Here is a 2215-nt window from a genome sequence, read left to right as displayed (position 1 = left end):
CATATCAAACTGAACTGTCACTATCTGCCCGCTGACACCGACAACATGGCAGGGCAATTCACGGCCTTTAAGCTCGGCTTGCTGGTTGCCAGAACTGGTCATCATCTCCGACAGCGTTCGGAGAAACGGTAATTTTTGAGCGTTTGACATTACACACTCGCCCAGTTCTCAGCATATGCCTCAAATACCGTCACCCAGGCATCGCCATCAGCTGTCAGATACGAACCAATGTGTCTGACCGATTTCACAAGAAATTTCCCGGTGAACGTGGTCGAATTTTTTGCGATAACGCTGGGTGCCGTTGTATTAGCCATCACAATCGACGCTGCGCCTGAATATAGCCCCTCCGGGAGTTCGATCACATCGCCGCATCGTATATCTCCCCGCAACGGGCATTTAAAACTGACGGTAAAAGGGGCTATCCAGGTAGGCTGACCGACAAGTTCATAAAGCTCAATTTTCTTCGGTTTTCCCCAGTCAGCTGATGCGTTGTCGTAAACCCGTACCCTGTCGGAAAGAATGCTAATACCAACACCACAGTATTTTTCGCTGCGAATCATGGCAATCGAAGCACTACGAAGGACCATCGCTAACGAGCCAATATCTTCGTAGGTTCCCTTCCACGGCTCAGGCAAAACGAGACTGTCACTGACGGTACAATCGATCAATTTATTCGGAAATGCCTTTTTTAAAGCACGGGATATAACATCTCCCAGTTTCTCACCTGTTCTACCATCAAATTCTAAGATGAAAGGTTTTCCATCATCGGTTTTACGTATGGTGGGATTTATTACCAGATTTAATGTCTGGTTTGTGCCTATCCAGTTGGCGTAGGCAAAATAAATTTCGCCATAAATTACTTCCCCCTGTTGCAGTGGATTTGCCAAAGGTAATCCCTTAACAAATCCGGCCTTCATACGAACTAAACATCCCTGCAAATTCACGCTTTGCTCCAGCATGTCGATTGGCAGTCCGTAGATCGTCAACATCGTTCCCGCTCTGACTATATCCAGAGCGGTTACTTCAAAGTCAAATTCGACATGCAACCCACATCCTGGTGTTTCACTGGTATCAAAAGGTCCAATGGGCTTTCCATTCCGACATACAGGTGGCTTTCCAGTTTTAGGGTTAATAATTTCTAATCGATAATAACGCATTACGAAACCTCAAACTGATTAGTACTTTCGCGAAAAATGAGCTTTCCCGGAGCAAATGGAAGCGCCAGATTGATGTCGTAACCATCAGGGGAAGCAATTAGGGGGGTGTACACAATCACGTCGCCAGAACTGTCTTTCAGTTCCAGGTAGTAACGATTTGCATACAGATTAAACGGAACGCGGGCGAATGTTTCATATTCTCCGATTCTGGCCGTGAACTGAAACGGACCTCGCCCGTCCGGTTTGAAAGGAATTAACGTTGTCATAAGCCAATACCAAACTCCTGCGCAACCTGGTTCCGAATACCTGACCACGATAGCGGCCCGTCTGACGGCATCCCTTTATCAAATTTATCTAAAACGCTCGCTAGCGTTTTTACCGTTTGTTCGACAGACGACAATGGTTGCTCAAACTCAATCTGCCAGGTGTGCTGAACCTGCTTGTTCTGCTCAGAGAAACCGGATGTATCGATAAACGACCGCATCAGGCAGCGCGTGTAGATAAACGAGGGAGTCAGAACGGTGTAACAACCGCCATACTGGTTATGCATATCAAGCGCCATTTTCAGCGCCGTGAACGTCATTCCCTTCGTGGTGTAGCCACCGTCCTCCGTTGATGCCGGACGGATCATCTGCATGACTACCCGATTGGGCTTCCTGACGGTCGCATTCGCTGCCGTTACCTGGTTATAGAAATTCAGGTTACAAAGATCCTGCTGGACTAACGTTGTCCCCGCCATCGGGGTAAACGCCGCCATCGAGCGTGTGCGTATCTCGCCATGCAGCAGACCGTTCGTGATGCTTAGCCCTTCAGTCAAAACAGCAATCGGCATCACCCCACCTGGAATTTTCGACGCTATGCCGTCAACCAAAAGAATGGGCGAGACTTCAAACGCCAGTTTGAAAGCCTGTCCAAAGTAATTAAGTGACATGGTTTACCCCGGAATTTGTTGCATCCCAGCCAGTTGAGCCGAAATATCCGAACCTGGTTTTTGAAGAACTTCAAGCTGAATAAGGGCTCTCCCGCCTGGATTACTGGCAAGTACCTGCTGGGCATTT

3 protein-coding genes and 1 pseudogene are annotated in these 2215 nt (G+C 48.1%); all 4 read right to left on the bottom strand.

The features are described 5' to 3' along the window. Positions 1 to 150: pseudogene (locus EQY_RS27335) on the bottom strand (phage baseplate protein); the annotation flags it as partial. Beyond that, a complete protein-coding gene (locus EQY_RS0119975; protein ID WP_024212671.1) occupies positions 150 to 1157 on the bottom strand; it encodes a hypothetical protein in 1008 nt (335 codons plus the stop codon). The gene EQY_RS0119975 and the pseudogene EQY_RS27335, both read right to left, overlap by 1 nt. Next, positions 1157 to 1423, bottom strand: a complete 267-nt coding sequence (locus EQY_RS0119970) for a hypothetical protein (RefSeq protein WP_000209264.1) — start codon at positions 1421 to 1423, stop codon at positions 1157 to 1159. Before EQY_RS0119970 ends, EQY_RS0119975 begins: the two co-directional genes overlap by 1 nt. Beyond that, the gene (locus tag EQY_RS0119965; RefSeq protein WP_000056326.1) at positions 1420 to 2088 is read right to left on the bottom strand and encodes a hypothetical protein; all 669 of its coding nucleotides are present in this window, start codon (positions 2086 to 2088) and stop codon (positions 1420 to 1422) included. Before EQY_RS0119965 ends, EQY_RS0119970 begins: the two co-directional genes overlap by 4 nt. Between the last annotated feature and the right edge of the window lie 127 nt (positions 2089 to 2215).

Origin of the sequence: Escherichia sp. TW14182, from assembly GCF_000208525.1 — a bacterium.
Taxonomy (GTDB): domain Bacteria; phylum Pseudomonadota; class Gammaproteobacteria; order Enterobacterales; family Enterobacteriaceae; genus Escherichia; species Escherichia ruysiae.
The sequence above is the reverse complement of the archived record's forward strand: the minus strand, read 5'-3'. Positions and strand labels throughout refer to the sequence as shown.